General features: G+C 68.3%; 22 protein-coding genes. 14 read left to right on the plus strand and 8 right to left on the minus strand.

The window, feature by feature from the left end; translation table 11 throughout:
* The first annotated feature begins 1 nt into the window (after position 1).
* From BM004_RS15495 to BM004_RS15520, 6 genes are read left to right on the plus strand one after another with little or no spacing between them, the layout of a single operon-like run.
* On the plus strand, positions 2–1,006 hold the full coding sequence (locus tag BM004_RS15495) for an ABC transporter permease subunit (RefSeq protein WP_093127360.1): 1,005 nt from the start codon (positions 2–4) through the stop codon (positions 1,004–1,006).
* Between the two features lie 3 nt (positions 1,007–1,009).
* Complete coding sequence (locus tag BM004_RS15500) at positions 1,010–1,915, plus strand: ABC transporter permease subunit (protein WP_093127357.1); 906 nt, start codon at positions 1,010–1,012, stop codon at positions 1,913–1,915.
* 17 nt (positions 1,916–1,932) lie between these two features.
* Positions 1,933–2,967: an ABC transporter ATP-binding protein gene (locus BM004_RS15505; protein ID WP_093127355.1), complete on the plus strand. Its 1,035-nt coding sequence runs from the start codon at positions 1,933–1,935 to the stop codon at positions 2,965–2,967.
* A complete protein-coding gene (locus BM004_RS15510) occupies positions 2,964–4,010 on the plus strand; it encodes a dipeptide ABC transporter ATP-binding protein (protein ID WP_093127352.1) in 1,047 nt (348 codons plus the stop codon). The genes BM004_RS15505 and BM004_RS15510 overlap by 4 nt, the downstream gene beginning before the upstream one ends.
* Positions 4,011–4,056: 46 nt before the next feature.
* Complete coding sequence (locus tag BM004_RS15515) at positions 4,057–5,688, plus strand: ABC transporter substrate-binding protein (RefSeq protein ID WP_093127349.1); 1,632 nt, start codon at positions 4,057–4,059, stop codon at positions 5,686–5,688.
* 6 nt (positions 5,689–5,694) lie between these two features.
* Positions 5,695–6,468 carry a 5'-methylthioadenosine/adenosylhomocysteine nucleosidase gene (locus BM004_RS15520; protein ID WP_093214605.1) on the plus strand — a complete coding sequence of 258 codons (774 nt, stop codon included), beginning with the start codon at positions 5,695–5,697 and terminating at the stop codon, positions 6,466–6,468.
* A gap of 1 nt (position 6,469) precedes the next feature.
* Here the strand turns inward: BM004_RS15520 and BM004_RS15525 are convergent, their stop codons facing one another.
* Together BM004_RS15525 and corA are read right to left on the minus strand one after the other, a co-directional pair.
* On the minus strand, positions 6,470–7,225 hold the full coding sequence (locus BM004_RS15525) for a YoaK family protein (RefSeq protein ID WP_093214607.1): 756 nt from the start codon (positions 7,223–7,225) through the stop codon (positions 6,470–6,472).
* Between the two features lie 86 nt (positions 7,226–7,311).
* A complete protein-coding gene (gene corA / locus BM004_RS15530; RefSeq protein WP_093127339.1) occupies positions 7,312–8,298 on the minus strand; it encodes a magnesium/cobalt transporter CorA in 987 nt (328 codons plus the stop codon).
* Between the two features lie 239 nt (positions 8,299–8,537).
* Here corA and BM004_RS15535 point away from each other — a divergent pair, with 239 nt between their 5' ends.
* The 4 genes from BM004_RS15535 (at position 8,538) to hprK (ending at position 13,061) form a co-directional block, all read left to right on the plus strand.
* On the plus strand, positions 8,538–10,682 hold the full coding sequence (locus tag BM004_RS15535) for an ATP-dependent helicase (protein WP_093214610.1): 2,145 nt from the start codon (positions 8,538–8,540) through the stop codon (positions 10,680–10,682).
* Positions 10,683–11,028: 346 nt separating this feature from the next.
* Positions 11,029–11,358 (plus strand): ribosome hibernation-promoting factor, HPF/YfiA family, encoded by a 330-nt coding sequence (gene hpf, locus BM004_RS15540; protein ID WP_081270768.1) that lies wholly within the window; start codon positions 11,029–11,031, stop codon positions 11,356–11,358.
* 186 nt (positions 11,359–11,544) lie between these two features.
* Positions 11,545–12,012, plus strand: coding sequence for a PTS sugar transporter subunit IIA (locus BM004_RS15545; protein ID WP_093127334.1), 468 nt, complete (start codon positions 11,545–11,547; stop codon positions 12,010–12,012).
* Between the two features lie 95 nt (positions 12,013–12,107).
* Positions 12,108–13,061: an HPr(Ser) kinase/phosphatase gene (gene hprK, locus BM004_RS15550; protein WP_093127331.1), complete on the plus strand. Its 954-nt coding sequence runs from the start codon at positions 12,108–12,110 to the stop codon at positions 13,059–13,061.
* A gap of 43 nt (positions 13,062–13,104) precedes the next feature.
* Here hprK and fur read toward each other — a convergent pair whose 3' ends face one another.
* Positions 13,105–13,524: a ferric iron uptake transcriptional regulator gene (gene fur, locus BM004_RS15555; protein ID WP_093127329.1), complete on the minus strand. Its 420-nt coding sequence runs from the start codon at positions 13,522–13,524 to the stop codon at positions 13,105–13,107.
* Between the two features lie 89 nt (positions 13,525–13,613).
* Between fur and BM004_RS15560 the strand changes: the two genes are divergently transcribed.
* From BM004_RS15560 to BM004_RS15575, 4 genes are all read left to right on the plus strand, one after another.
* Positions 13,614–14,186 (plus strand): outer membrane protein assembly factor BamE, encoded by a 573-nt coding sequence (locus tag BM004_RS15560; protein ID WP_093127326.1) that lies wholly within the window; start codon positions 13,614–13,616, stop codon positions 14,184–14,186.
* A gap of 99 nt (positions 14,187–14,285) precedes the next feature.
* On the plus strand, positions 14,286–15,128 hold the full coding sequence (dapB, locus tag BM004_RS15565) for a 4-hydroxy-tetrahydrodipicolinate reductase (RefSeq protein WP_093214612.1): 843 nt from the start codon (positions 14,286–14,288) through the stop codon (positions 15,126–15,128).
* A 15-nt stretch (positions 15,129–15,143) separates the two neighbouring features.
* The gene (locus BM004_RS15570; protein ID WP_093127321.1) at positions 15,144–15,839 is read left to right on the plus strand and encodes a MotA/TolQ/ExbB proton channel family protein; all 696 of its coding nucleotides are present in this window, start codon (positions 15,144–15,146) and stop codon (positions 15,837–15,839) included.
* Between the two features lie 26 nt (positions 15,840–15,865).
* A complete protein-coding gene (locus BM004_RS15575; protein ID WP_093214615.1) occupies positions 15,866–16,333 on the plus strand; it encodes an ExbD/TolR family protein in 468 nt (155 codons plus the stop codon).
* An 81-nt stretch (positions 16,334–16,414) separates the two neighbouring features.
* Here the strand turns inward: BM004_RS15575 and BM004_RS15580 are convergent, their stop codons facing one another.
* The 5 genes from BM004_RS15580 to glgB form a co-directional block, all read right to left on the minus strand.
* Positions 16,415–18,898 carry a glycogen/starch/alpha-glucan phosphorylase gene (locus tag BM004_RS15580; protein WP_093127316.1) on the minus strand — a complete coding sequence of 828 codons (2,484 nt, stop codon included), beginning with the start codon at positions 18,896–18,898 and terminating at the stop codon, positions 16,415–16,417.
* Between the two features lie 90 nt (positions 18,899–18,988).
* On the minus strand, positions 18,989–20,485 hold the full coding sequence (gene glgA, locus BM004_RS15585; protein ID WP_093214617.1) for a glycogen synthase GlgA: 1,497 nt from the start codon (positions 20,483–20,485) through the stop codon (positions 18,989–18,991).
* Between the two features lie 2 nt (positions 20,486–20,487).
* Positions 20,488–21,810 carry a glucose-1-phosphate adenylyltransferase gene (gene glgC, locus BM004_RS15590; protein WP_093127311.1) on the minus strand — a complete coding sequence of 441 codons (1,323 nt, stop codon included), beginning with the start codon at positions 21,808–21,810 and terminating at the stop codon, positions 20,488–20,490.
* Positions 21,811–21,893: 83 nt separating this feature from the next.
* Positions 21,894–24,044 carry a glycogen debranching protein GlgX gene (glgX, locus tag BM004_RS15595; RefSeq protein WP_093214620.1) on the minus strand — a complete coding sequence of 717 codons (2,151 nt, stop codon included), beginning with the start codon at positions 24,042–24,044 and terminating at the stop codon, positions 21,894–21,896.
* A gap of 607 nt (positions 24,045–24,651) precedes the next feature.
* Entirely contained in the window at positions 24,652–26,823 is a 2,172-nt protein-coding gene (gene glgB / locus BM004_RS15605) for a 1,4-alpha-glucan branching protein GlgB (RefSeq protein WP_093127306.1), read from the minus strand.
* Positions 26,824–26,828 lie beyond the last annotated feature (5 nt).

Consider the following 26,828-nt stretch of genomic DNA (forward strand, 5'->3'; position numbering starts at 1 on the left):
GATGCTTCGATTCATCCTGACCCGTTTGAGCTTGCTGGTGCCGACCTTCATCGGCATGACATTGCTCGCCTTCTTTCTCATCCGGCTGGTGCCGGGCGACCCCATCGAGACGATGGCCGGCGAGCGCGGGATCGACCCCGCGCGCCACGCCGAACTGCGCACCGCCTACGGCTTCGACAAGCCGGTGATCGTGCAGTACGGCATCTACATCGGCCGCGTGCTGCACGGCGATCTGGGCAAGTCGCTGATCACGCAGGACACCGTGATCAGCGAGTTCCTCGCGCTGTTCCCGGCCACCGTCGAGCTCGCGGTCTGCGCCATTCTTTTCGCGCTGCTGCTGGGCCTGCCCGCGGGCATTCTTGCTGCGGTGCGGCGCAATTCCATCTTCGACCACGGCGTGATGGCGACGTCGCTCACCGGCTACTCGATGCCGATCTTCTGGTGGGGCCTGCTGCTGATCCTGTTCTTCTCGGTGCAGCTCGGGTGGACGCCGGTGTCGGGGCGCATCGCGGTGCAGTACTTCATCGAACCCGAGACCGGCTTCCTGCTGATCGACTCGCTGCGCGCCGGTGACACCGGTGCCTTCTGGTCGGCGCTGCACCACCTGATTCTTCCGGCCATCGTGCTCGGCACCGTGCCGCTCGCGGTGATCGCGCGCATGACGCGCTCGGCCATGCTCGAGGTGCTGGGGGAGGACTATATCCGCACCGCGCGCGCCAAGGGCCTGTCGCGCTTTCGCGTGGTGGGGCTGCATGCGTTGCGCAATGCGCTGATCCCGGTCGTCACCGTCATCGGGCTGCAGGTGGGCGTGCTGTTCACGGGCGCCATCCTCACCGAGACCATCTTCTCGTGGCCGGGCGTGGGCAAGTGGCTCATCGAAGCCATCGGCCGGCGCGACTACCCGGTGCTGCAGGGCGGCATGCTGCTGCTCGGCGGCATCGTGATGGTGGTCAACCTGCTCGTCGACGTGGCCTACGGCGTCATCAACCCCCGCATCCGGCGCTGATCCATGGCGACTTCTTCTCCCCTCGCATCCGGCGCGAAGACGGCCGCGCCGCCCGGCCCTTGGCGTGAGTTCTGGACGGCGTTCTCGGCCAACCGCGGCGCGGTCATCGGGCTGGTCACCATCGTGGCGCTGCTGCTCGTTGCGCTGTTCGCGCCGTGGATCGCACCGCACGCGCCCAACGAAACCAACAGCGCCGTGTTCCTGAAGCCGCCGGCCTGGCAGCAGGGCGGCTCCATGAGCTACCTGCTGGGCACCGACGCCATCGGCCGCGACATTCTTTCGCGCCTGATGTACGGCGCGCGGCTGTCGCTGTCGATCGGCGTTGCGGTGGTGGCGCTGTCGGTGGTCGTGGGGGTGGTGCTCGGGCTGGTTGCGGGCTTCTTCCGCGGCGTGCTCGAGATCGCGATCATGCGGTTGATGGACATCGTGCTCACGCTGCCGAGCCTGCTGCTGGCCATCGTGATCGTCGCGATCCTCGGGCCGGGGCTGGTCAACGCGATGCTGGCCGTGGCCATCGTGGTGCTGCCGCACTACGTGCGCATCACGCGCGCCGCCGTCATCGCCGAGGTCTCGCGCGACTACGTCACCGCCGCGCGCGTGAGCGGCGCCGGCACGCTGCGCCTGATGTTCAGCGAGGTGCTGCCCAACTGCGCCGCGCCGCTGATCGTGCAGGCCTCGCTCGGCATCTCCACCGCCATCCTCGATGCCGCGGCGCTCGGCTTTCTCGGCCTCGGCGCGCAACCGCCTTCGCCCGAATGGGGAACCATGCTGGCCGATGCGCGCGAGTTCGTGCTGCGCGCCTGGTGGGTCGTGACCTTCCCGGGCCTGGCCATCCTCGCGGCCGTGCTGGCCTTCAACCTGCTGGGCGACGGGTTGCGCGACGCACTCGACCCCAAGCTCAAACGCTGACGCAAAGGAAAGAACGGATGCCTTTGCTGGACATCAAGGACCTGCACGTCGAGTTTCCTACCCAGGGCGGCGTGCTGCATGCGGTCGACGGCGTGAGCCTCACGCTCGAAGAGGGCGAGGTGCTCGGCATCGTCGGCGAATCGGGTTCGGGCAAGAGCGTGACGATGATGGCGCTCATGGGCCTCGTCGGTTTTCCGGGGCGCGTGCGCGCGGACCACATGCGCTTTGCCGGCAAGGAGCTGCTCGGCATCTCCGACAAGGCGCGCCGCGCGCTGGTCGGCAAGGAGGTCGCGATGATCTTCCAGGAGCCGACCACCAGCCTCAACCCCTGCTTCACCATCGGCTTCCAGCTCATGGAAACGCTGCGGCTGCACCTGAAGCTCGACAAGCGCGAGGCGAAGAAGCGCGCGACCGAGCTGCTCGAGCAGGTGGGCATTCCGGCCGCGTCGTCGCGCCTGGGCAGCTACCCGCACCAGCTCTCGGGCGGCATGAACCAGCGCGTGATGATCGCCATGGCCATCGCCTGCAACCCGCGCCTCTTGATCGCCGACGAGCCGACCACCGCGCTCGACGTGACCATCCAGGCGCAGATCCTCGACCTGCTGCGCGACCTGCAGAAGGAGCGCGGCATGGCGCTGGTGCTCATCACGCACAACATGGGCGTGGTGAGCGAGATGGCGCAGCGCATCGCCGTGATGTACGCGGGCCAGGTGATGGAGCACCAGCGTGTCGACCGGCTCTTCGCGTCGCCGCAGCATCCGTACACCGAGGCCTTGCTCGCGGCGTTGCCCGAGCGCGCCGCGCCCGAGGGCCGGCTGGCCACCATCAGCGGCGTGGTGCCGGGCGTGCACGACCGGCCGGCGGGTTGCCTGTTCGCACCGCGCTGCGGCTACGTCACCGAGCGCGCCTGCCAGGTGCGGCCCGCATTGCGCGAGTTCCACGGCGCGGACGTGCGCTGCCACTTCCCGCTCGGCGAGCCGGGCCGCATGGCCGCCATCGCGCAAGACCCGCCGCGGCAAGCGGCGGTGCAGGCCGCGGAGGTGCTGCCATGAGCCAAACAACAAGCGACGCACCGGCCGAGGTGGTGGTCGAGGCGACGAACCTGCAGCGCACCTACGACATCCGCCGCGGCCTGTTCCGCGCGCCCGCGCACCTGCGGGCCGTGGGCGACATCTCGTTTCGCATCGAGCGTGGCCGCACGCTGGCGGTGGTCGGCGAGTCGGGCTGCGGCAAGTCGACGCTGGCGCGCATGGTCGCGCTGATCGAGAAACCCACCGCGGGGCAGCTCAGGCTGGTCGGCGCCGATGCCGTCGATCCGCCCGCCGAGCGCAAGCGCGAACTGCGCCAGGCCGTGCAACTCGTGTTCCAGAACCCGTACGGCTCGCTCAACCCGCGCAAGAAGATCGCGGCCGTGCTCGAGGATCCGCTGGCCATCAACACCTCGATGGGCAAGGCGGAGCGCGCGGCCAAGGCCCGCGACATGCTCGCGCGCGTCGGCCTGCGCCCCGAGTACGCCAACCGCTACCCGCACATGTTCTCGGGCGGCCAGCGCCAGCGCATCGCCATTGCGCGCGCGCTGATGCTGCAGCCGCGCCTGCTGGTGGCCGACGAGCCGGTGTCCGCGCTCGACGTGTCGATCCAGGCGCAGGTGCTCAACCTGCTGGCCGACCTGCAGGCCGAGCTGGGCCTGGCGTACCTCTTCATCTCGCACGACCTGGGCGTGGTGCGCCACATCGCGCACGACGTGCTGGTGATGTACCTGGGCCATGCGGTGGAGCAGGGCCCCAAGTCGCGCATCTTCGCGCGGCCGCTGCATCCGTACACGCAGGCGCTGCTGGCGTCCACGCCGGGGCTCAGCAGCCAGCGCATCGTGCTCAAGGGCGAGCTGCCGTCGCCGCTGAGCCCACCGCCGGGTTGCGTGTTCAGCACGCGCTGCCCGCATGTGGCGCCGCGCTGCCACGAAGAGCGGCCGCTGCTGCGCGTGCTCGACGAGCGGCAGGTGGCCTGCCACTTCGCCGAGCAGTTTCTCGACGGTGCGCCCGTGGTGCGTGCCGATGTCCCGATGGCCGCCGTTGCGACGGCGGCGCATTCCTAGCATCCGCTTGTTTCCTGTTCTCTCAACCGTGTCTCAAGGAGTCCACATGAAGACCCAGTCCACCGTTTCGCGCCGCTCACGAAAGCTGGCGTTCCTGGCACCTGCAGCGCTTGCGGCCCTTACCCTGGCCTGCGGCGCGGTGTCGGCCAAGACGCTGGTGTATTGCTCCGAAGGCAGCCCGGAGAATTTCTATCCGGGCATGAACACCACCGGCACCTCGTTCGACGTGACCACGCAGGTCTACAACACCATCGTCGAGTTCGAGCGCGGCGGCACCAAGGTCGTGCCGGGCCTGGCCGAGAAGTGGGACATCTCGGCCGACGGCACGCAGTACACCTTCCACCTGCGCAAGGGCGTGAAGTGGCACAGCACCAGCAAGAGCTTCAAGCCCACGCGCGACTTCAATGCCGACGACTTCATCTTCATGCTCGAGCGCCAGTGGAAGGAGAGCGATCCCTTCTTCAAGGTCACGAGCCAGAACCACTCGTACTTCAACGACATGGGCATGCCCAAGCTCCTGAAGACGGTGGACCGCGTGGACGACTACACCGTGAAGATCGTGCTCAACCAGCCCGAGGCGCCGTTCCTCGCGAACCTGGCGATGCAGTACGCGGGCATCCAGTCGAAGGAATACGCCATCGCCATGCTGAAGGCCGGCACCCCCGAGAAGGTCGACCAGGACCCGATCGGCACCGGGCCGTTCTACCTCGTGCAGTACCAGAAGGACGCGATCATCCGCTTCAAGGCCTTCCCGCAGTACTGGGGCGGCAAGGCGAAGATCGACGACCTCGTGTTCGCCATCACGCCCGACGCGTCGGTGCGCTGGGCCAAGCTGCAGAAGGGCGAATGCCACGTCATGCCGTACCCGAACCCGGCCGACCTCGACGCGATCCGCAAGGACCCGAACGTGCAGGTGCTGGAGCAGCCGGGGCTGAACGTGGGCTACCTGTCGTTCAACACGACGAAGAAGCCCTTCGACGACGTGCGCGTGCGCAAGGCCGTCAGCATGGCGATCAACAAGAAGGCCATCATCGACGGCGTGTACCTGTCGACCGGCGTGGCCGCGAAGAACCCGATTCCGCCGAGCATGTGGTCCTACAACGACGCGGTGAAGGACGACCCGTACGACCCCGAGGCCGCCAAGAAGCTGCTGGCGCAGGCCGGCTTCCCCGACGGCTTCACGACCGACCTGTGGGCCATGCCGGTGCAGCGCCCGTACAACCCGAACGCCAAGCGCATCGCCGAGCTGATGCAGGCCGACCTGGCCAAGATCAACGTGAAGGCCGAGATCAAGAGCTTCGAATGGGGCGAGTACCGCAAGCGCCTGCAGGCCGGCGAGCACCAGATGGGCATGATGGGCTGGACTGGCGACAACGGCGACCCGGACAACTTCCTCTACACGCTGCTGGGCTGTGCCTCGGCCAAGTCGGCCAGCGGCAGCAACGTGTCGAAATTCTGCTACCAGCCGTACGAAGACCTCGTGGTGAAGGCCAAGAGCACGACCAAGCAGGCCGAGCGCGACGCGCTGTACAAGAAGGCGCAGGTCATCTTCAAGGAGCAGGCGCCGTGGTTCACCATCGCGCACGCGGTGCAGCTGAAGCCGGTGCGCAAGGAAGTGGTCGACTTCAAGCTGAGCCCGTTTGGCCGTCATACTTTCTACGGTGTCGATATCAAGTAATTTTTCATGAAGCCGGTTGCGCCCATCGCCGTTGTCGCGGCCATGCACGAGGAGTTGGGCGCACTGCTCGCGCAGATGCCCGACGAGCAGCGCGTGCGCGCCGCGGGGCGCGACTTCTGGGTGGGGCACCTGCATGGCCAGCCCGTGGTCGCGGTGCTCTCGCGCATCGGCAAGGTGGCGGCGGCGGTCACGGCCACGGTGCTGCTCGAGCGCTTCGGCGTGCGGGCCATCGTGTTCACGGGCGTCGCGGGCGGGCTCGCGGCGGGCGTGAACGTGGGCGACGTGGTGGTGGCCACCGCGCTGCTGCAGCACGACATGGACGCGTCGCCGCTCTTCCCGAAGCACGAGGTGCCGTTGATGGGTCTGTCGCGCTTCGCGGCGGACGCGGCGCTCGGCGATGCGCTGTCGGCGGTTGCCGGCGACGTGTTGCGCGACCCGGTGGCCCTGATCGGCCAGGCCGGCGTCGACGAGTTTGGCCTGTCGGCGCCCAAGGTGCACCGCGGGCTGCTGGTGAGCGGCGACCGCTTCGTGTCGACCACCGCCGAGAGCGCGGCGCTGCAGCGCGAGCTGCCCGATGCGCTCGCGGTCGAGATGGAAGGCGCGGCCGTGGCGCAGGTGTGCCACGACTACGGCGTGCCCTTTGCCGCGATGCGCACGATTTCCGATCGCGCCGACGACGCGGCGCACGGCGACTTCGCGCGCTTCGTCGCCGTGGTGGCGAGCCGCTACAGCCTGGCGCTGGTCAGCGCGTGGCTGGGCACGCTGCCTGCGGCCGATTGAGCTAGGAGGACGAGGCCACGCGGCGGCGCGGAATGTCGCGCAGCAGCGGCGGGATCGACAGCGCGAGCAGCAGCGCCGCCAGCGGCACCACGCACACGAACCCGACGTACTTGAAGCCCAGCGCGCCCATCGCCCCGCCGAGCACGAACATGCCGACCAGCCCGACCGCGCGGCGCATGCGGGTGCGGTCGTGGCGCACCGCCAGCGGGGCGGACTTGTCGCGGCCGTTCCAGTAGAGCATCTTGCCGATCTCGATGCCCATGTCGGTGATGTTGCCGGTCATGTGGGTGGTGCGGATGCTGCCGCGCGAGGTCTTCGACGCCACCGCGTTCTGCAGGCCCATGATGAAGGACAGCAGCAGCACGGTGAGCGGCACGGCGAACGGCGTGGCCCAGGTCAGCGTGATGGCGCCCATGAGCCCGAACGGAAACATCAGCGCCGCCTCGAGCACCAGCGGCAGGGCGTAGACGCCGTGCATGCGGTGCTGCCGGCCCCAGTTCACGAGCACCGCGCAGACCGCGGCGCCGCTCAGGAACGCGAGGATGGCGCCGAGCGCGTTCAGCAGCAGCGTGACGTTGCCCAGCACCATGCCGTCCGCCAGCTGAGAGGCGAAGCCGGTCATGTGCGAGGTGTACATGTGCAGCACGAGGAAGCCGCCCGCATTGACGGCGCCGGCATTGAAAGCCAGCAGCAGGCCGAGCGCGGTGTTGGTCGACGGCGCGCGGTGGCGGTTGGTGAGGAAGCGAAGTCTGCGCACAGTGGCTCTCCGTTCAGCGCTGGGCTGTCGGCCACTCTAGCACCCGGGGCACCGGGTCAACCGGGGCAGGGCGCTGCGGCGCCGGTCTACTTGAGCCAGCCGCGCCGGCGGAAGTACCACATGGGCCCCAGCGCGCTCGCCGCCATCAGCACGAGCGCGTAGGGGTAGCCCAGCGACCAGTCGAGCTCGGGCATGAACTTGAAGTTCATGCCGTAGATGCTGGCGATCAGCGTGGGCGGCAGCAGCGCCACGCTGGCCACCGAGAAGATCTTGATGGTCTTGTTCTGGTTGATGTTGATGAAACCGACGGTCGCATCCATCAGGAAGTTGATCTTGTCGAACAGGAAGGCCGTGTGGTTGTCCAGCGACTCGATGTCGCGCAGGATCTGCCGCGCCTCCTCGAACTGCTCGGCGTTGAGCATCTTGCTGCGCATCATGAAGCTGACCGCGCGGCGCGTGTCCATCACGTTGCGGCGGATGCGGCCGTTCAAGTCTTCCTGCCGTGCGATGAGACCGAGCACCTCGCCGGCCAGTTCGTCGGTGACATTGCCCGACAGCACCTTCTTGCCCGCCACCTCGAGCTCGTCGTAGATGTTCTCCAGCGTGTCGGCCGAGTACTCGGCGTCGGCGTCGAAGAGCTTGAGCATGACTTCCTTGGCGTCCTCGATCAGCCCCGGTGCGCGGCGCGCGCGCATGCGCAGCAGGCGGAACACGGGCACGTCCTCGTCGTGGATCGAGAACAGCACGCCGCGGCTGCGCAGGTCGGTGTTGTGCTGGTTGAGGATGAAGGCCACGCGCACGGTGCGCGGGTCTTCGTCGTCGTCGATCAGGAAGTCGGAGCGGATGTGCAGCTCGCCGTTGTCTTCCTCGTAGAAGCGCGCCGATTCCTCGATGTCCTCGTCCATCGCGTCTTCGGGAATCGACAGGCCGTAGTACTGCTTGATCCAGCGCTTCTCTTCGAGCGTGGGCGACTCCAGGTCGACCCAGATCGGCTGGAACTTGGAGAGCTCTTCGAGCGCCTCGATCTCTTCCTGGACGAGGCGGCCGTTGGCAAGCGTGAAGATGTTGAGCATGGGCTCACTCCCGGGTATGACTGAAACGTTGGGCGAGGGAGGGGCGCTTTCAATTCCCGGGCCCGACGTGCGCGAAAAGTCGCGTCAAGAAATCACGTCAGCGAAAGGGAGTTGAAAGCTGCCGAGACGGGGCGGTTTCCATGGGAAGAATCTCTTGTTGCAGCGAGGCGCGATTATGTCACCGGCCATATGTCGCCCGGGTGGCCGGACTGGACGTACATACAGTAAAGTCGCATGCCATGCAGACCGCTGCGCTCCCCGTTTTTTCCGCCGCACCGAAGACCCCGTCGGAGCGCCTGGCCGCCGCGCTGGCCACGCTCAACGACGCGCAGCGGGCCGCCGTCGAGCACGGCGTGGGCGCGGCAGTGGGTGTGGACGCAGATGGTGCCGCCGCCGAGCGGGACGACCGGCCGCTGCTCGTCATCGCCGGTGCCGGCTCGGGCAAGACCAGCACGCTGGCGCACCGCGTGGCGCACCTCATCGCGGGCGGCGTCGATCCGCAGCGCCTGCTGCTGCTGACCTTCTCGCGCCGGGCCGCGCAGGAAATGGAGCGCCGCGCGGGCCAGGTGCTGGCCAAGGTGCTCGGGCTGAAGGCCGAGACGCCGCCGGCGCTGCCGTGGGCCGGCACCTTCCACGGCATCGGCGCGCGGCTGCTGCGCGAGTACGCGCCGCAGATCGGGCTCGACGAGAACTTCACCATCCACGACCGCGGCGATGCCGAAGACCTGATGGGGCTGGCGCGGCACGAGCTGGGCCTGTCGTCCACGGTGAACCGCTTTCCGCGCAAGGGCACCTGCCTGTCGATCTATTCGCGCTGCGTGAACACGCGCGCGCCGCTCGGGCAGGTGCTGAAGGAGGCCTTTCCCTGGTGCGCCGAATGGGAGGCCGAGCTCAAGAAGCTGTTCGGCGCCTACGTCGAAGCCAAGCAGCAGCAGAACGTGCTCGACTACGACGACCTGCTGCTCTACTGGGCCGAGATGGCCGCCGAGCCCGCGCTGGCCGCGCACATCGGCGCGCGCTTCGACCATGTGCTGATCGACGAGTACCAGGACACCAACCGGCTGCAGGCCTCGATCCTGCTGGCGCTCAAGCCCGACGGGCGCGGCGTGACGGTGGTGGGGGACGACGCGCAGTCGATCTATTCGTTCCGCGGCGCCACGGTGCGCAACATCCTCGACTTTCCCTCGCAGTTCACGCAGCAAGCCCGCGTGGTCACGCTGGAGCGCAACTACCGCTCGACGCAGCCGATCCTCGACGTGTCGAACCGCGTGATCGCGCAGGCCGCCGAGCGGCACGCCAAGACGCTGTGGACCGACAAGCCCTCGGCCGGCAAGCCGCAGCTGGTGCTCGTGGCCGACGAGGCCGGGCAGGCGCGCTGGGTGGCCGACAAGGTGCTGGCGCACCGCGAGGGCGGGCTGGCGCTGAAGTCGCAGGCGGTGCTTTTTCGCACCTCGTCGCACAGCGCGGGGCTCGAGCTGGAGCTGGCGCGGCGCAACATTCCGTTCGTGAAGTTCGGCGGGCTCAAGTTCCTCGAAGCCTCGCACGTGAAGGACCTGCTCGCGGTGCTGCGCTTCGCGCAGAACCCGCGCGGGCGCATGGCGGGCTTTCGCGTGACGCAGCTCATTCCGGGCATCGGCCCGGCCACGGGTGCGCGGCTGCTCGATGCCATGGACAAGGCGGCCGACCCGGCCGCGGCGGTGCGCGACTTCGTGCCGCCGTCCGCGGCGCGCGCGCAGTGGGCCGACTTTGCCCAGGCCTACGCCGCCCTGCGCGAGCCCTCGCTGAAGTGGCCGGCCGACGTGGAGGTGGCCGTGAACTGGTACCAGCCGCACCTGGAGCGGCTGTACGAAGACACCTCCGGCGTGCGCCGCGCCGACGTGGAGCAGCTCGCGCGGCTGGCCGCCGGCTACGGCTCGCGCGAACGTTTCCTGACCGAACTGACGCTCGACCCGCCGGAGGCCACCAGCGACCGCCCGGGCCCGCCGCTGCTCGACGACGACTACCTGATCCTCTCGACCATCCACTCGGCCAAGGGGCAGGAATGGAATTCGGTGCACGTGCTCAACGTGGTCGACGGCTGCATGCCGGCCGATGTGGCGCAGGGCGCTCAGGAACTCGAAGAAGAGCGCCGGCTGCTCTACGTGGCGATGACCCGGGCGCGCGACCACCTGCACCTGCTGGTGCCGCAGCGCTTCTACATCACGCAGCAGGCGGCGCGCGGCGACCGGCACCTGTACGCCAACCGCACGCGCTTCATCGCCGACGCCGACCTCGCGGGCTTCGAGCAGCAGACCTGGCCGCCCCCGCCGGAGCGCCCGCCGGCGGTGCCGCCGCCCAGCGCGGTGATCGACCTGCGCAACCGCATGCGGGCCGCCTGGCGCTGAATTTTCCGGCGCGGCTTGCGCCTCCTCTGGCCCTTCGGGCGACAGGGTCACCGGGTTTTTCCTGCTGAAACACATGTGCGCGACACGCTGCGCGGCCTGCCGGGCGCGCGTGGCCTGCTATGGATTCATGAGCGTGTGAAAAGCTGCGCAGAAAGTGCTCGCTCTGCGGGCATCCCTGGTATTGCAATACCGTGACAGCTTGGGCATAGTGAATCGACCGACCCCCGATTCCTCTTTCTTCTCCCCCTCTCTTCTCTCTCTCCCTGCCCACCCCCAGAGTTCCCCCGGCCACGCTTCATTCCGGAGCGGGGTCATTTCCCCAACCGTCAATTCCAGGAGGTCATTCATGAATTTGACGATCAGCGGTCATCACCTCGACGTCACACCTGCCTTGCGCACCTACGTCACGAGCAAGCTGGACCGGATCACGCGGCATTTCGACCAGGTGGTCGATGTCAAGGTGATCCTCACGGTGGAAAAGCAAAAGGAAAAGGAACGCCGCCAAAGGGCGGAGTGCAACATCCACGTCAAGGGCAATGACATGTTCGCGGAATCGAGCCACGCTGATCTCTACGCTGCGGTCGATGAACTGGTCGACAAGCTCGACCGCCAAGTGGTGCGCCACAAGGATCGCCTGCAGGATCACCATCACGCGGCGCCCAAACGCTTGATGTAAAGCGCCCCGGCACATGCCAAGGCCGCCTTCGGGCGGCCTTTTGTTTTTCCGACTGCCACGCTTGGTCTTTGGCCGCTCTCCAGAGGGGCGCGCGAGGCCTCTGGGCAACATGTAGACAAAAAGTAAATAGGAGGACTGGGGGTTTTTACCAACCGGGTGCATAATCGCCCCCGCTCTGCACCCACCATGAATCGCCTCGCGTCCATCCTGCCGCCCGCTCAAGTGCTCGTGAGCGTTGACGCCACCAGCAAGAAACGTGCTTTCGAAGAAGCCGGCCTGCTGTTCGAAAGCCTTCACGGCCTCGGCCGCGCCCTCATCACCGACAGCCTGTTCGCTCGCGAACGCCTCGGCTCGACCGGGCTGGGCCATGGCGTCGCCATCCCGCACGGCCGCATCAAGGGCCTCAAGGCCCCGATGGCTGCCGTGTTCCAGCTGGCCAACCCCATCGGTTTCGACGCACCCGACGAACAACCCGTCGCGCTGCTGATCTTCCTGCTGGTGCCCGAAGCGGCCACGCAGAAGCACCTCGAAATCCTCTCCGAAATCGCCGAGCTGCTGAGCGACGCCAGCCTGCGCGAACAGATCAAGTCCAGCACCGACGCGGCCGCCCTGCACGGCCTCATTGCCGGCTGGCAGTCCACGCAAGTCGCCTGAGCGCATGCGTCGGCACGCGCGGCTGCTGATAAGCTGCGCGGCTCTCTCCGTCACTCCAACGCAATGCCGACGCCCGTGCGCCGGCGCCTGAACGCATGAAGCCGACCGTCATCAGCGCCGATGCCATGTTCGAGGAGTTCCGCGGCTCGCTCCGCTGGGAATGGCTCGCGGGGCTCGGCGCGTCAGAGCGCCAGTTCGACCCCGAGGTCATCAGCCGCGCGCAGTCGGCGGCCGACCTGGTCGGCTATCTCAACTACATCCACCCATACCGCGTGCAGATCCTGGGCGCCCGCGAGGTGGCCTACCTCACGCGCGGCAGCCAGGAAGACTGCGCCCGGCGCATCGCCCGCATCGTCACGCTGGAGCCGCCGATGCTGGTGCTGGCCGACGGCCAGGCCGCGCCCGACGAGCTGCTGTCGATCTGCGAGCGCGCGCAGCTGCCGCTCTTCGCCACGCGCGAATCGTCGGCCTTCGTGATCGACCTGCTGCGCGCCTACCTGTCCAAGCACTTCGCCGAGCGCACCTCGATGCACGGCGTGTTCATGGACATCCTGGGCATGGGCGTGATGATCACGGGCGAGTCGGGCCTGGGAAAGAGCGAGCTCGGCCTGGAGCTGATCTCGCGCGGCAACGGCCTGGTGGCCGACGACGCGGTCGACCTGTACCGCATCAACCAGAACACCATCGAGGGGCGCTGCCCCGACCTGCTGCTGAACCTGCTGGAAGTGCGCGGCATCGGCCTGCTGGACATCCGCGCGATCTTCGGCGAGACGGCGGTTCGCCGGAAGATGCGCCTGAAGCTCATCGTGCACCTGGTGCGCCGCGACAGCTTCGAGCGCGACTACGAGCGCATGCCCTCGGCGCCGCTCACGCAGGACGTGCTGGGCATTCCGGTGCGCAAGGTCATCATCCAGGTGGTGGCGGGGCGCAACATCGCCGTGCTGGTGGAGGCGGCGGTGCGCAATTCGATCCTGCAGCTGCGCGGCATCGACACGTATGCCGACTTCGTCGCGCGCCATCACAAGGCGATGGAAACCGGACAGGATTGAAGGTTTTCCCGGCCCGCTGCGCGAGGAGCCGGGAAGGCGTGGCTCAGCGCTTCTTGGCGCAGTCCCCGCAAAGACCGTAGAGCGACATGGCGTGGTCCTGCAGGATCCAGCCCTTGTCCTTGGCCACCAGTTGCTGGCGGCGCTCGATCTCGGCGTCGTAGAACTCCTCGACCTTGCCGCACGAGGTGCAGATCAGGTGGTCGTGGTGCGTGCCTTCGTTCAGCTCGTAGACCGCCTTGCCGCTTTCGAAGTGGCTGCGCTCGAGGATGCCGGCCTGTTCGAACTGGGTCAGCACGCGGTAGACGGTGGCCAGGCCGATGTCGGAGTGTTCGTTGAGCAGCACGCGGAACACGTCTTCCGCCGTCATGTGCCGCTGGCTGCCGGTCTGGAAGATCTCGAGGATCTTCAGGCGTGGCAATGTGGCCTTGAGGCCTGTGTTCTTGAGTTCGTCGATGTTGGCCATGTTGGTTCCTGCGCCCTGGGCTGCGGCAAAGGCCCTGGAAAGGGCCAGCCGCTACAATGGCCGATCATATCGCTACCCCCTTTTCCCCCATGCCTGCCATTCTCCAACGCCGTCCCTGGCTGATGGTCGCCGCCGTGGCCGCCACGTTGTGCCTCGGTGCCTGCAGCGGTTTCAGCGATCGCACGCGCAGCGCGCTGTCCGCGGTCACGCCCTACAAGGTCGAAGTGGTGCAGGGCAATTTCGTGTCGAAGGAACAGGTCGCGGCGCTCAAGCCCGGCATGTCGCGCCAGCAGGTGCGTGAAATCCTCGGCACCTCGCTGCTGAGCGACGTGTTCCACGCCAACCGCTGGGACTACGTGTTCACCATCCGCCGCCAGGGCGTCGATCCGCAGGAACGCCACCTCACGGTGTTCTTCAACGGCGAACTCATGGACCGCTTCGAAGGCGACGAGATGCCGAGCGAAGAAGAATTCGTCGCCACGCTCGACACCCGCAAGAAATCCGGCAAGGTGCCCGCGCTCGAGGCGTCGGAAGACGATCTCAAGAAGTACGCGCCTTCCAAGGACGAGAAAAAGGCCGACACCGCCGCCGGTACCTCCGACGCGCAGGCCTCGCTCCCGCCGCTGCCGGCCGCGTACCCCCCGCTCGAAGCCGCGCGCTGATCGCACAGCGGCCAGACAGACAGCCGTAGCGGGCGGCGCCCGCCGAGCCAGGCAGTGCCCGTCCCGTGTTCCCCGTGTTCCTTGCATGACTGAATCCGCGTGACCGACTCCACTTCCGCTCCTTCCCCCTTCGCTTCCGATTCGCGCCGCATCGCCATCGCGGGCGCCTCGGGCCGCATGGGCCACATGCTGATCGAGGCCGTGCGCAACGCGCCCGACCTGCGCCTGGCCGGCGCGCTCGACATCGCGGGCAGCCCGGCGCTCGGCACCGATGCCGGCGCCTTCCTCGGTTTCGACAGCGGCGTGTCCATCGTGTCCGACCTGCGCGCGGGCCTGAAGGACGCGCAGGTGCTCATCGACTTCACCCGCCCCGAAGGCACGCTCGCGCACCTCGCGGTGTGCCGCGAACTCGGCGTGCAGGCCGTCATCGGCACCACCGGCTTCAGCGACGTGCAGAAGGCCGAAATCGCCGAGATCGCCAAGGACATCGCGATCATGATGGCGCCCAACATGAGCGTGGGCGTCAACGTGACGCTCAAGCTGCTCGAGATGGCGGCCAAGGCCATGTCGACGGGCTACGACATCGAGATCATCGAGGCGCACCACCGCCACAAGGTCGACGCGCCCTCGGGCACCGCGCTCAAGATGGGCGAAGTCATTGCCGACGCGCTGGGCCGCGACCTGAAGGAATGCGCCGTGTTCGCCCGCGAAGGCATCACGGGCGAACGCGACCCGTCCACCATCGGCTTCTCGGCCATCCGCGGCGGCGACATCGTGGGCGACCACACCGTGCTGTTCGCCGGCACGGGCGAGCGCATCGAGATCACCCACAAGTCGTCGAGCCGCGTCACCTACGCCCAGGGCAGCCTGCGCGCGGTGCGTTTCCTGGCCGGACAGCGCGCCGGCCTGTTCGACATGAACGACGTCCTCGGCCTGCGCTAAATCAAAGGACCGCCGATGAGCGTGCTCGAACTGCTGACCCATGGCGACGGCGTCAGCCGTTCGGTGGCGGCGCTGCTGCTGGCGATGTCGATCGCGAGCTGGGTCATCATCCTGTGGAAGGCCTGGCTGCTGCGCGGCGGCACGCGCGACGTGCTGCGCAGCATCGCGGCGTTCTGGCAATCGGCCACGCTGGCCGATGCCGAGCAGAAGCTCAAGGCCTTCGACAAGGCGGCGCTCGTGTCGCCCGCCGTGTCGGCCATCCGGCATGCGGCCGCGGGCGCTCCCGACGGCACGCTGGGTGCCTCGGTCGACCGCAACCAGCGCCTGACCCGTGTGCTGCGTGACGCGCTGCACGGCGCGCTGCGCCGGCTGCAGGCCGGCCAGATCCTGCTGGCGACGGTCGGCGCCACGGCACCCTTCGTCGGCCTGCTGGGCACGGTGTGGGGCATCTACGGCGCGCTCTCGGGCATCGCGGGCCAGACCGGCGGCTTCACCATCGACAAGGTGGCCGGCCCCGTGGGCGAGGCGCTGGTCATGACGGCCTTCGGCCTGGCCGTCGCCATTCCGGCCGTGCTGGCCTACAACGTCTTCGGCCGCGTCATCGGCCGCATCGAGGCCGAGCTCGAAGGCTTCGCGCACGACCTGCTCGGCAGCTTCGGCGCGCCGCCGGCACCGGCCGCACCGCCACCCGCGCGGCCGATGCCGGTCTGAGCAGGCGAGGCAAGGCGTACTTCAGCATGGCCTTCGGACGCACTTCACTGGGCAGCAGCGCCGCAGGCGGCGGGCGCGCCATGGGCGCGGGCGCGCAACGTCCGCTGTCCGACATCAACGTGACACCGCTGGTCGACGTGATGCTGGTGCTGCTGGTGATCTTCATCATCACCGCGCCGCTGATGGCCAGCTCGATCAAGCTCGACCTGCCGCAGACCGACGCGGGCCAGCCCAACGACGCGCCCAAGTTCGTGAGCCTGTCGGTCGATGCCGCGGGCAAGGTCTTCTTCAACGACCAGGCCGTGACCGACGAGGAGTTGGCGGCCCGCCTCGAGAAGGCCGCGGCCGACAGCAAGGACACCGAGGTGCAGTTGCGCGCCGACCAGACCGTGCCCTACGGCAAGGTGGTGGCGCTGATGGGCATCGCGAACAAGGCCGGGCTCAGCCGCATCGGTTTCGTGACCGAGGCCGAGCCGGCCAAGCCTGCGCGTTGAACCCTGCGCGCTGAAGCCGGCGCTTCGGGCTCTGCACGTCGGGCCGATGTCTCAGGCCGGCGCGTCAGGCCGGCACTTTGTTCAGCCCAGCACCACCGGCTTGGTGTGCCAGATCTCGTGCGCGTACTGCGCAATCGTGCGGTCCGACGAAAACGCCCCCATGCCCGCCACATTGAGGATCGCCATGCGCATCCACGCGTCCGAGTCGCGGTACAGCGCATCGACCTCGGCCTGCTTGGCCACGTAGCTCGCGTAGTCCGCCAGCAGCAGGTAGTGGTCGCCCCAGTTCACCAGCGCGTCGTAGATGCCCTGGTAGCGCGCCGGCTCGCCCGGTGAGAACGCGCCCTCGCGGATCGCGTCGAGCACGCGCTTGAGCTCGGCGTTGCCTTCGTAGATGTCGCGCGGCTGGTAGCCGCGCGCGCGGATGTCGGCCACCTCGGGCGTGGTGTTGCCGAAGATGAAGATGTTCTCCGGCCCCACGTTCTCGCGCATCTCCACGTTGGCGCCGTCCAGCGTGCCGATGGTCAGCGCGCCGTTGAGCGCGAACTTCATGTTGCCGGTGCCCGAGGCCTCGGTGCCCGCGGTGGAGATCTGCTCCGACAGGTCCGCCGCCGGCATGATCATTTCCGCCAGGCTCACGCTGTAGTTCGGCAGGAACACCACCTTCAGCAGCTTGCCCACGCGCTCGTCGGCGTTGATGACGCTCGCCACGTCGTTGATGAGCCGGATCACCAGCTTGGCCATCACGTACGCCGAGGCCGCCTTGCCCGCGAACACCACCACGCGCGGCACGATGTCGGCCGTGCCGCCCGCGGCGTGCGCGTCCAGGATGCGGTGGTAGCGCGTCACCACGTGCAGCACGTTGAGCAACTGGCGCTTGTATTCGTGGATGCGCTTGACCTGCACGTCGAACATCGCGTCGGTGTCGATGTCGGTCTTCAGGTGCTGCTCGATCCAGTTGGCCAGCCGCAGCTTGTTCTCGCGCTTGGCATGGCGAAAGGCGCGCACGAAGGCCGGTTGCACGGCCATGGGCTTGAGCGCCTCGAGCTGCGACAGGTCGCGCCGCCAGCCCTTGCCGATGCGCTGGTCGAGCAGCGCCGCCAGCGGCGGGTTGGCCTGCGCCAGCCAGCGGCGCGGCGTGACGCCGTTGGTCTTGTTGTTGAAGCGCTCGGGAAAGATCTTGTCGAAGTCCGCGAAGATCGACTGCTTCATCAGCTCCGAGTGCAGCCCCGACACGCCGTTGATCGAGTGGCTCGCCAGCACCGCCACGTAGGCCATGCGCACGCGCCGCTCGCCGGCTTCGTCGACCAGCGAGAGTCGGCGCATCAGCTCGACGTCGTTGCCGGCCTTCTGCGCCACGGTGGCCAGGAACCGGGCGTTCATGTCGTAGATGATCTGCAGGTGCCGCGGCAGGATGCGCCCGAGCATCTCGACCGGCCAGGTCTCCAGCGCCTCGTGCATCAGCGTGTGGTTGGTGTAGCTGAACACCTTCTGCGTGTGCGCCCAGGCCTCGTCCCACGACAGGTTGTGCTCGTCGAGCAGCAGGCGCATGAGCTCGGGCACGGCCAGCACCGGGTGCGTGTCGTTCAGGTGGATGCTGACCTTCTCCGAGAGCTGCTCGAAGGTCTTGTGGTTGCGCAGGTAGCGGCGCAGCAGGTCCTGCACGCTCGCGCTGCAGAAGAAGTACTCCTGGTGCAGGCGCAGCTCGCGCCCCGACGGCGTGGAGTCGTCGGGGTAGAGCACGCGCGACACGTTCTCCGAGTGGTTCTTGCTTTCCACCGCCTGCATGTAGTTGCCGCGGTTGAAGGCCGAGAGGTCGATTTCCTCGGTGGCGCGCGCCGACCACAGCCGCAGCGTGTTGGTGGCCTGCGTGCCGTAGCCCGGAATGATGGTGTCGTAGGCCACGGCGCGCACGTCGTGCGTGTCGACCCAGTCGGCCGCGCCGTAGGGGGCATTGGCGCCCTCGCGCTTTTGCACATGGCCGCCGAAGCGCACGCGGTAGTTCACCTCGGGCCGCTGGAACTCCCACGGGTTGCCGCGCGTGAGCCAGTAGTCGGGCGTCTCGACCTGCTGGCCGTCGACGATGCGCTGGCGGAACATGCCGTACTCGTAGCGGATGCCATAGCCCATGCCCGGCACGCCGAGGGTGGCCATCGAGTCCAGGAAGCAGGCCGCGAGCCGGCCGAGGCCGCCGTTGCCCAGCGCCGCGTCGGGTTCGCGCTCGGCCAGCGCGTCCATGTCGACGCCGAAGTCGGCGAGCGCCTCGCGCACCGTGTCGAACAGGTCCACCGCCAGCAGCGCGTTGGTGAAGGTGCGCCCGATGAGGAACTCCATCGAGAGGTAGTAGACGCGCTTCAGGTCCTGCGCGTAGTTGGCGCGCGTGGTCATCATCCAGCGCTCGACCAGCTGGTCGCGCACCGCCTGCGAGGTGGCGTTGAGCCAGTCGTCCTGGCTGGCGGCGACCGGGTCCTTGCCGACCGCGTAGATCAGCTTGTTGGCCACCGCGCGCTTGAAGGCCGCGACGTCGCGGTCGGGATGGTCGTAGGCGAAGTCTTTGATCGTCATGGGTGGGGTCCGTGAAGGGTGGAGGGGCGCCGTGGCGTTCAGGCCGTCGCGCTGACGGATTGTTTCAAGGGCTTGTTTCAGGAGCTTGTGTCAGAGGCTTGTTTCAAGGGCCTGCCGGTACACGGCGATGTACCGGGCCGCCGCGGTGGCCCAGTCGGCGGGGCGGCGCATGGCATGGCCGCGCACGCGGCGCCAGTCGGGCGCGCGCTGGTAGAGGGCGAAGGCGCGGCGCACCGCGCGTTCGTAGTCGGCCACCTCGAAGCGCTCGAACACGAAGCCGGTGGCGTCGCCACTGGCCATGTCTTCCAGCGAGCTGTCGACCACCGTGTCGGCCAGCCCGCCGACGCGGCGCACCAGCGGCAGGCTGCCGTACTTCAGGCCGTACATCTGCGTGAGGCCGCAGGGCTCGAAGAGCGAGGGCACCAGCGTGACGTCGCCCGCGCCGAAGAGCTGGTGCGCCAGTGTCTCGTTGTAGCCGATGGTGACGCTGACCGATTGCGGCGCGGCCGCCGCGCGCTGGCGAAAGGCTTCCTCGAGCCAGGTCTCGCCGGCACCGAGCAGCGCCAGCTGGCCGCCCTGGGCGAGCAGCGCGTCGAGGCCGCCGAGCACCAGGTGCAGGCCTTTCTGTTCGGTGAGCCGGCTCACCAGGATGAACAACGGCGCGTCGGGCCGGTCGGCCAGCCCCAGCTGTTGCTGCAGCACCGACTTGCAGCGCGCCTTGCCGGCCATGTGGCGGCCTTCGGGCGTGTGATAGCCCTGCACCAGCGCCGCATCGTCCGCCGGGTTCCAGACCTTGTCGTCGACCGCGTTGAGGATGCCGCCGAGCACGCCGCTGCGCTGGCGCAGCAGGCCGTCGAGCCCGCAGCCCTGCTCGGGCGTCTGGATTTCCTGCGCGTAGGTCGGGCTCACGGTGGTGAGCCGGTCGGCATAGCAGAGGCCGCCCTTCATGAACGAGACCTGGCCGTGGTACTCGAGCCCGTTCATCTGGAAGGCCGGGCCGGGCAGGCCCAGGTCGGTGAAGTTCCACGGCGCGAAGAGGCCCTGGTAGGCCAGGTTGTGCACCGTGAAGACGCTGCCCACGCGCGCGCCGCGCGCCCCGCCCGGCTGGCCGGCCTCGCGCGCGAAGTGCAGGTAGGCCGGCGCCAGCGCCGCGTGCCAGTCGTGCGCGTGCACCACCTCGGGCTGCCACAGCGGGTCGAGCCCTTGCGCCAGCTGCGCCGCGGCCCAGCCGAGCAGGGCAAAGCGCCGGTGGTTGTCGCCGTAGGGCTGGCGCGACGTGTCTTCGTAGGGGTTGCCGGGCCGGTCGTAGAGCGCCGGCGCGTCGATCACGTAGGCCGGAATGGCCGGCGCGCCGTCGATGGCGATGTGGCCGAAGCGCAGCGTGAAGCGCTCGCCCCAGGGCGCATCGAATTCGGCCACCGGCGCCAGGTCGCGCACGCCCGCCACGATGGCGGGGAACCCCGGCAAGAGCACGCGCGCGTCCTGCCCTTCGGCCATGAGCGCGATCGGCAGGGCACCCGCGATGTCCGCCAGGCCGCCGGTCTTGAGGAGGGGAAAGAGTTCGGCGCTGACCTGGAGGATCCGCATCGTCAGGCGGCGGCCAGCCGTTTCAGCATCTCGCGTGTGACCAGCACCACGCCGGTCTCGGTGCGCTCGAAGCGCGCGGCATCGGCCTCGGCATCCTCGCCGATCACCATGTCCTCGGGAATGACGCAGGCGCGGTCGATGACCACCTTGCTCAGCCGGCAGCCGCGGCCCACCTCGACGTCAGGCAGCAGCACCGCCTGCGAGATCGTGCAGAACGAGTGGATGCGCACGCCCGAGAACAGCACCGAGTCGGTCACCGACGACCCCGACACGATGCAGCCGCCCGAGACGATGGTGTTGGTCGTGAGACCGGGCTTGCCGTCGCGCCCGAACACGAACTTGGCCGGAGGCAGCTGGCGCTGGTAGGTCCAGATGGGCCAATTGGTGTCATAGATGTCGAGCTCCGGGGTGATCGAGGCCAGATCGAGGTTGGCTGCCCAGAATGCATCAATCGTGCCCACGTCGCGCCAGTAGGTCGGGCTGTCGCCGCCGCGCGTGGCGCGGGTCACGCACGACATGCCGAACGGATGCGCCAGCGCGCGGCCCTCGGCCACGGCGCGCGGGATGATGTCCTTGCCGAAGTCGTGGTCGGAGTCCGGGTCCAGGCTGTCTTCCTCGAGCAGGCGGTACAGGTATTCGGAGTCGAACACGTAGATGCCCATGCTGGCCAGCGCCACGTCGGGCTTGCCGGGCATCGCGGGCGGGTCGGCGGGTTTTTCCAGGAAGGCCGTGACCGTGCGGTCCTCGGCCACGTGCATCACGCCGAAGGCGGTGGCCTCCATGCGCGGCACCTCGATGCAGCCGACGGTGCAGCCCATGCCGCGCTCGGCATGGTCCTTCACCATGATCGAGTAGTCCATCTTGTAGATGTGGTCGCCGGCCAGCACCACCACGTAGTCGTGCGGCGTGGAGCGGGTCTGGATGATGTCCAGGTTCTGGAACACCGCGTCGGCCGTGCCGCGGTACCAGTGCTCGTCGCCCACGCGCTGCTGCGCGGGCAGCACGTCGACCATCTCGTTGAGCTCGGCGCGCAGGAAGCTCCAGCCGCGCTGCAGGTGGCGCATGAGCGAGTGCGACTTGTACTGCGTGACCACCGCCATGCGGCGGATGCCGGAGTTCAGGCAGTTCGACAGCGCGAAATCGATGATGCGGAACTTGCCGCCGAAGTACACGGCCGGCTTGGCGCGCCGGTCGGTCAGCTGCTTCAGGCGGGAGCCCCGCCCGCCGGCCAGCACCAGGGCGATGGTGCGGCGGACCAGTTGATGCGCCTGCAGTTCGTGCGCCGGTTGCGGCTGCGCTTTCGCTTGGGGTGTGAGCGTGTCCATCCTGTGTCTCCGTTCGTTCGTTCGTTTGAATGCGTCGTCAGAGTTTCTGCATCGAGACTAGCACCGCGCGGTGCATCTGGCTGCTACGTTCTTGCAATCCTGAGGCTCGAGAAAGGCACTTGTACCGCGTCGTTTCCAAGCGGTTGCGACCCCTCGGCCGCGTCGAGCGCCGGGTCGCTGGCGAGGCAACTGCGCCACGCGCCGGCGGGCAGCCTGAAGGACACGGTCTGCGGGCCCGCGTTCACCATCACCAGCCAGGCGCCTGCGCTGTTGCTGTCGTTGCCATCGTTCTTGCCGTCGTTCTTGCCGTCGTGGTGGCCGGTTGTCGTCGCTGCAGCTTCCGTGAACAGGATTGCAAGGGCCGTGCCCGCGTGCCAGTCGGCGGGGGCCATGGGCTCGCCGTCGGGGCGCAGCCAGCGGATGCCCGGGGCCGCGCGGTCCTGCGTCTGCGATGCGTCGGCCGGCCACCAGCGGTTGCTGCGCAGGGCGGGCGCCTCGCGGCGCAGCGCGGTGAGCCGGGCCACGAAGGCGCTGAGTTGCGCCGCGTCGCTGTCGGGCTCGGAGGCGCCGACCCAGGCGAGCCAGGCGGTTTCGTTGTCCTGGCAGTAGGCGTTGTTGTTGCCCTGCTGGGTGTGGCCGAGTTCGTCGCCGGCCAGCAGCATGGGCGTGCCCTGGGACAGCAGCAGCGTGGCGAGCAGCGCACGCTGCAGGCGGTGGCGCAGGGCGCGCACGGCGGGGTCGTCGCTCGGGCCTTCCACGCCGCAGTTGTTGCTCATGTTGTGGCCGTGGCCGTCGAGGTTGTCCTCGCCGTTGGCCTGGTTGTGGCGCTCGTTGTAGCTCACGAGGTCGCGCAGCGTGAAGCCGTCGTGCGCGGTGACGAAGTTGACACTGGCGGTCGGCGCGCGGCCGCGGTGGGCGAACTGGGTGCTGGAGGCGGTGAAGCGGTGCGCGAAGTCGCCGATGTCTGCCTTGTCGTCGTGCGCCTGCCGCAGCCAGAAGCCGCGCTGCGTGTCGCGGTAGCGGTCGTTCCACTCGAGCCAGCCCGGCGGGAAGTCGCCCAGCCGGTAGCCGCCCGGGCCGATGTCCCAGGGCTCGGCGATGAGGAGCGTGCGCGAGAGCACGGGGTCTTGGGCGATGGCGGCGAAGAAGGGCGCGCGCGGGTCGAAGCCGCGTTGCGCGTCGCGCGCGAGCACCGGCGCCAGGTCGAAGCGGAAGCCGTCGACGCCCATCTCGCAGGCCCAGAAGCGCAGGCTGTCCATCACCAGTTGCAGCACGCGCGGCTCGCCGAGGTTCAGGCAGTTGCCGGTGCCGGTCCAGTTCTCGTAGAGGGCGCGGTCGCCGGGGCACAGGTGGTAGTACAGGGCGTTGTCGATGCCGCGCATCGACAGCGTGGGGCCGAGTTCGTCGGTCTCGGCGCTGTGGTTGTAGACGACGTCGATCACCAGTTCCATGCCGCGCGCGTGGATGGCATCGGCCATGGCGCGGAATTCGCTGGCGGGGCTGGTGCCGGGGCGGCCGCTCCAGTAGCGCGACTCGGGCGCGAACCAGCCGATGGTGGTGTAGCCCCAGTAGTTGCTCAGGCCCATGTGCAGCAGGCGCTGCTCGTCGGCGCGGTGCTGCACGGGCATGAGGCTCAGCGTGGTGATGCCCAGGCGCTGGAGGTGGTCGAGAGCGGCGGGTTCCGCGAGGCCGGCGTAGGTGCCCCTGAGGGGGGCGGGGATTGCGGGGTGTCGCCTGGTCTGGCCCTTGGGGTGGAGTTCGTAGAGGATGCGCTCGCTGGAGGGGATGCGGGCGTGACCCGGGGTTGGCGGGTGTTCTTGGGTGGGGGCTACGCGGGCCTTGAGGGCTGTCGAGGCGTTGTCTCTCGGGTCTTGCGCGGCGGGGTTCGCCGGCACGTGACCGAGGTGCAGGTCGCTGCCGTCGTAGGTGCCGAGGATTTCTCGAGCGTAGGGGTCGAGGAGGAGCTTGTTCGGGTTGAAGCGAAGGCCCTCCTTGGGGGACCACGGACCGTGGACCCGGTAGCCGTAGACCAGGCCGGGGCTGGCGCTGGGGAGGTGGCCGTGCCAGACGCCGTCTGTGAAGGACTGGAGTTGCAGGCGCTGCTGTTCGCTCTTTCCTGTGCTGTCGAAGATGCAGAGCTCTACTGAAACTGCTGTCGGGGCGGCTATGGCGAAGTTGACGCCCTGCTGCGTGGGGGTTGCGCCTAAGGGGAAGGGCTTGCCTGGGCTCAGCATGCTGGTTGCTCCCCCGTGGGGTTGCTTCCCGAGGCCGGGATTCCGCCCGGCGGCGGACTCACTTTCTTTTGCTTCGCCAAAAGAAAGTAAGCAAAGAAAAGGCGACCCCACTGTCTGCGACCCCTGCGCTTCGCTACGGGGCAACCTGCGGTGCTCACGTTTCGCGGGGTCCCACCCAAACTCGCTTCGCTCAAACAAGGGTGGGCCCTGATCCGCGAAACGCTCCGCTCCTCGGCGCAGCCAGAGGGGAGGGGGAGACAAGTCGGGCCTTCGCTTCGCTCGGCCTCCATGCGGCTGCAGGCGCTGCGCGCCTGCAGCCGTTCACGCCGAGCGCAGCGATGGCGCGTTCGGTTTCCGCTCTCCAAGCCCTTCTGGCTGCGCCGAGGAGCGGAGCGTTTCGCGGACAAGGGCTCGCAGCTGTTTGAGCGAAGCGAGTTCTGCGAGACCCCGCGAAACGTGAGCACCGCAGGTTGCCCGTAGCGAAGCGAAGGGACGCAGACAACAGGGTCGCCTTTCTTTTGCCTACGTTTTCTTGGCGAAGCAAAGAAAAGTAGCTCGCCCGCCGGGGCGAAACCCGGCCTCGGAACACAAACAAGACCCAAGAAGTTCAAGCCAACACCCACATCACAGTCCCCAACGGCGGCACGCTGACACAAACAGAGTCCGCCTTCCCATGCCAAGCCACAGCCGAGCTGTCGACAACCCCGTTCCCAACCCCGCTCCCCCCATAAACCACCCCATCCGTATTCAATATCTCCCGATAAGCCCCCGCGCAAGGCACCCCCAGCCGATACCCATGCCGAGGCACCGGCGTGAAGTTGCACACCGCGATCACGAACGCCCCGTCACGCGCCTTGCGAACGAACGCGAACACCGACTGGTCCGCATCGTCATGCACGATCCACTCGAACCCCGCCCCGTCGTTGTCGAGCTCGTGCAACGCAGGAAAGTGCCGGTACACGTTGTTCAGGTCGCGCACCAGCCGCCGCACGCCTTGATGCGGCGCGTGCTCCAGCAGGTGCCAGTCCAGCCCGCGGTCCGCGTTCCACTCCGCGTACTGCGCAAACTCCCCGCCCATGAACAGCAGCTTCTTCCCCGGATAGGCCCAGAGGTACCCGTACAGGTTGCGCAGGCCCGCGAACTTCTGCCACTCGTCCCCGGGCATCCGCCCGATCATCGATCCCTTGCCGTGCACCACCTCGTCGTGCGACAGCGGCAGCACGAAGTTCTCGCTGTGCGCGTACATCAGCCCGAAGGTGATCTGCTGGTGGTGGTGCTTGCGATACACCGGGTCGGTCCCGGCATAGGCCAGCGTGTCGTTCATCCACCCCATGTTCCACTTGTAGTGAAACCCCAGCCCGCCGTCCTCCGGCGGCCGCGTCACGCCCGGAAAGCTCGTCGACTCCTCGGCCAGCGTCACGGCACCGGGCCGCTCGACGCCCACCACCTGGTTCATTCGCCGCAGGAAGTCGATGGCCTCCAGGTTCTCGCGCCCGCCGAGCGCGTTCGGCACCCACTCGCCGGCCTTGCGGCTGTAGTCGCGGTACAGCATCGACGCCACCGCGTCCACGCGCAGGCCGTCCACGCCGTAGCGCTCCAGCCAGTACAGCGCGTTGCCGACCAGGTAGTTGCGCACCTCCGTGCGCGCATAGTTGAAGATCAGCGTCTGCCAGTCGTTGTGGAAACCCTCGCGCGGGTCGGCGTACTCGTACAGCGCGGTGCCGTCGAAGTTGCCCAGGCCGTGCGCGTCGGTCGGAAAGTGCGCGGGCACCCAGTCGAGGATCACGCCCAGCCCCGCCGCATGCGCGGCCTCCACGAAGTACCGGAAGTCGCCTGGCGTGCCGAAGCGCGAGGTCGGCGCGTACAGGCCGATCGGCTGGTAGCCCCACGACCCGTCGAACGGGTGCTCGGTGATCGGCAGCAGCTCGATGTGCGTGAAGCCCAGGTCGCGCACATACGGCACCAGCGTGTCGGCCAGCTCGCGGTAGTCCAGCCACTCGTGGCCGTTCTTGCGGCGCCATGAGCCCAGGTGCACCTCGTAGATGCTGATGGGCGCATGGCGCTCGTTGGCGGCGGCGCGGCCTTCGGGCATCTTCACCGGTGCCGGCAGGGGCTGCACCACGCAGGCGGTGTCGGGGCGCAGCTGCGCCGAGAACGCGAAGGGGTCGGCCTTGCGAAGCACCTCGCCGTGCGCCGAGAGAATCTCGAACTCGTAGCTGTCGCCCACCGTCACGTGCGGCGCGAAGATTTCCCACACGCCGCACTCGCGGCGCAGCCGCATCGCGTGGCGCCGGCCGTCCCAGTTGTTGAAGTTGCCGACCACCGACACGCGCCGCGCATTCGGCGCCCAGACCGCGAAGGCCACGCCCTTCACGCCGTCGATCTCGCGCAGGTGCGCGCCCAGCCGCTCCCACGGCCGCAGGTGCGTGCCTTCGGCCAGCAGCCACACGTCGGTCTCGCCGAGCACGAAGGCAAAGCGGTAGGGGTCTTCGAGCCGCGAGGTGTGCGAGTCCCAGTCGACCTGGAACGAATAGCCCATGCGGGCTTCCGCGGCGGGCACCAGGCCGCTGAACAGGTCGGAGCCCTCGTGCCGCGTCAGGATGGCCAGCGGCCAGCCGGTGCGCGAATGCACCACGGCCACGCGTTGCGCGCCGGGCAGCAGGGCGCGCACCACCAGGCCCTCGGGCGTCTCGTGCGGCCCGAGCACGGCGAACGGGTTGCCATGCTCGGCACGCATCAGCGCGTGGACTTCGGATTCGGGCAGCGGCTTCAAGGGCATGGTGG

It is taken from the genome of Variovorax sp. OK212 (assembly GCF_900112425.1).
In the GTDB taxonomy this organism is placed as follows: domain Bacteria; phylum Pseudomonadota; class Gammaproteobacteria; order Burkholderiales; family Burkholderiaceae_C; genus Variovorax.

What these genes read in the sequence shown, in the direction of transcription:
- BM004_RS15495 (WP_093127360.1), top strand. Translation starts at nt 2, where the DNA reads ATGCTTCGATTCATCCTGACCCGTTTGAGCTTGCTGGTGCCGACCTTC.
- BM004_RS15500 (WP_093127357.1), top strand. Translation starts at nt 1,010, where the DNA reads ATGGCGACTTCTTCTCCCCTCGCATCCGGCGCGAAGACGGCCGCGCCG.
- BM004_RS15505 (WP_093127355.1), top strand. Translation starts at nt 1,933, where the DNA reads ATGCCTTTGCTGGACATCAAGGACCTGCACGTCGAGTTTCCTACCCAG.
- BM004_RS15510 (WP_093127352.1), top strand. Translation starts at nt 2,964, where the DNA reads ATGAGCCAAACAACAAGCGACGCACCGGCCGAGGTGGTGGTCGAGGCG.
- BM004_RS15515 (WP_093127349.1), top strand. Translation starts at nt 4,057, where the DNA reads ATGAAGACCCAGTCCACCGTTTCGCGCCGCTCACGAAAGCTGGCGTTC.
- BM004_RS15520 (WP_093214605.1), top strand. Translation starts at nt 5,695, where the DNA reads ATGAAGCCGGTTGCGCCCATCGCCGTTGTCGCGGCCATGCACGAGGAG.
- corA (WP_093127339.1), bottom strand. Translation starts at nt 8,298, where the DNA reads ATGCTCAACATCTTCACGCTTGCCAACGGCCGCCTCGTCCAGGAAGAG.
- BM004_RS15535 (WP_093214610.1), top strand. Translation starts at nt 8,538, where the DNA reads ATGCAGACCGCTGCGCTCCCCGTTTTTTCCGCCGCACCGAAGACCCCG.
- hpf (WP_081270768.1), top strand. Translation starts at nt 11,029, where the DNA reads ATGAATTTGACGATCAGCGGTCATCACCTCGACGTCACACCTGCCTTG.
- BM004_RS15545 (WP_093127334.1), top strand. Translation starts at nt 11,545, where the DNA reads ATGAATCGCCTCGCGTCCATCCTGCCGCCCGCTCAAGTGCTCGTGAGC.
- hprK (WP_093127331.1), top strand. Translation starts at nt 12,108, where the DNA reads ATGAAGCCGACCGTCATCAGCGCCGATGCCATGTTCGAGGAGTTCCGC.
- fur (WP_093127329.1), bottom strand. Translation starts at nt 13,524, where the DNA reads ATGGCCAACATCGACGAACTCAAGAACACAGGCCTCAAGGCCACATTG.
- BM004_RS15560 (WP_093127326.1), top strand. Translation starts at nt 13,614, where the DNA reads ATGCCTGCCATTCTCCAACGCCGTCCCTGGCTGATGGTCGCCGCCGTG.
- BM004_RS15570 (WP_093127321.1), top strand. Translation starts at nt 15,144, where the DNA reads ATGAGCGTGCTCGAACTGCTGACCCATGGCGACGGCGTCAGCCGTTCG.
- BM004_RS15575 (WP_093214615.1), top strand. Translation starts at nt 15,866, where the DNA reads ATGGCCTTCGGACGCACTTCACTGGGCAGCAGCGCCGCAGGCGGCGGG.
- BM004_RS15580 (WP_093127316.1), bottom strand. Translation starts at nt 18,898, where the DNA reads ATGACGATCAAAGACTTCGCCTACGACCATCCCGACCGCGACGTCGCG.
- glgA (WP_093214617.1), bottom strand. Translation starts at nt 20,485, where the DNA reads ATGCGGATCCTCCAGGTCAGCGCCGAACTCTTTCCCCTCCTCAAGACC.
- glgC (WP_093127311.1), bottom strand. Translation starts at nt 21,810, where the DNA reads ATGGACACGCTCACACCCCAAGCGAAAGCGCAGCCGCAACCGGCGCAC.
- glgX (WP_093214620.1), bottom strand. Translation starts at nt 24,044, where the DNA reads ATGCTGAGCCCAGGCAAGCCCTTCCCCTTAGGCGCAACCCCCACGCAG.
- glgB (WP_093127306.1), bottom strand. Translation starts at nt 26,823, where the DNA reads ATGCCCTTGAAGCCGCTGCCCGAATCCGAAGTCCACGCGCTGATGCGT.